Annotated in this window: 2 protein-coding genes; both read right to left on the reverse strand. The window is 72.9% G+C overall.

Features of this window, described 5'->3' with window-relative positions:
- Nucleotides 1-83 precede the first annotated feature (83 nt).
- Complete coding sequence (locus tag ACFXA3_RS42185; RefSeq protein ID WP_385196772.1) at nt 84-935, reverse strand: thioesterase family protein; 852 nt, start codon at nt 933-935, stop codon at nt 84-86.
- 58 nt (nt 936-993) lie between these two features.
- Entirely contained in the window at nt 994-1,650 is a 657-nt protein-coding gene (locus tag ACFXA3_RS42190; RefSeq protein WP_385196774.1) for a trimeric intracellular cation channel family protein, read from the reverse strand.
- Between the last annotated feature and the right edge of the window lie 31 nt (nt 1,651-1,681).

The raw sequence follows: 1,681 nt of genomic DNA on the forward strand, positions 1-1,681 counted from the left end.
GGGCCCCGGCGCCGCAGGGCCCGTGGCCGCCACGGCCCGGGCGGGGCCCCGGCGGGGGCCCGGGCGGGGCCGGGGGCGGAGCGTCAGCGGGGGGCGCGGGCCAGCTGGCGGGACTGGGCCACCAGGTGGTTCGCGGAGTCCCAGACCTCGGCGTCCTCCTCCAGGAAGCCGCCGGCCAGGTTCCGGGTGGTGATGGAGATCCGCAGCGGGCCCGGGGCCGGGCGCCGGCGGACGTGGGTGGTGAGCTCGATGGTCGGGCTCCAGCCCATCAGCCCCAGGTCGAAGCAGGTCGGCGGCAGTGCGTCCACCGCGAGCAGCATCGACAGCGGGTCCGCGTCACGGCCGTCGGCCAGTTCGAACCAGGCCCGCATCTCGCCCTTCCCGGACGGCGCGCCGAGCGCCCAGCCCGCCGTCGCCGGGTCCAGCCGCAGCCGGAGCCGGTCCACGATCGCGTTGCTGCCGGGGATCGGGGCCGGGCCGGCCTCCGGACCGAGGCAGTCCTCGTACGGAGGGATCACCGGCGGGACCGCCGTGGTGCGGACGTCGTCCGGCAGGGAGGCGAGGTCTCCGTACGAGGCGACGACCCGGATCCGCTCGATCTCGGCGCCGCTCTCGTCGTACTGGAAGAGGGAGGCCTGGCCGGTGGAGAGGGTGCGCCCGACCCGGACGACCTCGGTGCGGATCACGGCGGGGCCGGGGACCGACGAGGTCAGGTAGTGCGCGGAGACGGTGAACGGGTCCGGGTGCGGCAGGGCCGCCGACAGGGCCCGGCCGACCAGGGCCAGCAGGTAGCCGCCGTTGACGGCGGTGATGATCGTCCACCCGGCGGAGAGCTCGGTGTCGTACACCCCGGGCTCGCCCGCGCGTGCGGTGACGGTGGTGTCGCGGTCGAACTCGCTGTCGCCGATGGATGCCTGGGCCGCTGCGTATGCCATGAATTCGACACTACAACGCGAAGCTACTAAGCGGTAGCTTTTGTTTGTGACGTGCTGGTTACGGCTCTTCGGCCACCGAGGAGCGGCGGTTCCAGGCCAGCGGGGCACGCCAGTGGTAGTGCATGGCGAGCAGCCGGAGCACGAAGGTGGTGACGATCGCGAGCGCGGTGGTGACGGCGTTGAGGCTCTCGAAGGCGATGGAGAGGGCCACCATCGTGGCGCCGACGATGGCGGGGACGGCGTACATCTCGCGGTCGCGCAGCAGCGACGGGACGTCGTTGGCCAGGACGTCGCGCAGGACACCGCCGCCGACGGCGGTGGCCACCCCGAGCGCGGCGGACGCCGTGAGTCCGAGGCCGTACTCGTACGCCTTGGTCGTGCCGGTCACGCTGAACAGTCCGAGGCCGGCCGCGTCAAGGACGTTGATGGCGCGGTTGATCCGCTGCACCTCGGGATGGAGGAAGTAGACGATGACCGCGGCGATCAGGGGGGTCACGAAGAAGCTGAGCTCGCCGAAGGCGGCGGGCGGGACGGCGCCGATGACGAGGTCGCGGAAGAGGCCGCCGCCCAGGGCGGTGACCAGGGCGAGCACGCAGATGCCGAAGACGTCGAAGTTCTTGCGGACGGCGAGCAGGGCGCCTGCGGTGGCGAAGACGAAGATGCCGGCGAGGTCCAGGGCATGCTGGATCCCGGGCGGGAAGAGATCGTGGAGCACGGCCCCATCGTGCCATTCGCCTGGCCGGCGG

This window comes from Streptomyces sp. NPDC059456, from assembly GCF_042750055.1.
Classification (GTDB): Bacteria; Actinomycetota; Actinomycetes; order Streptomycetales; family Streptomycetaceae; genus Streptomyces.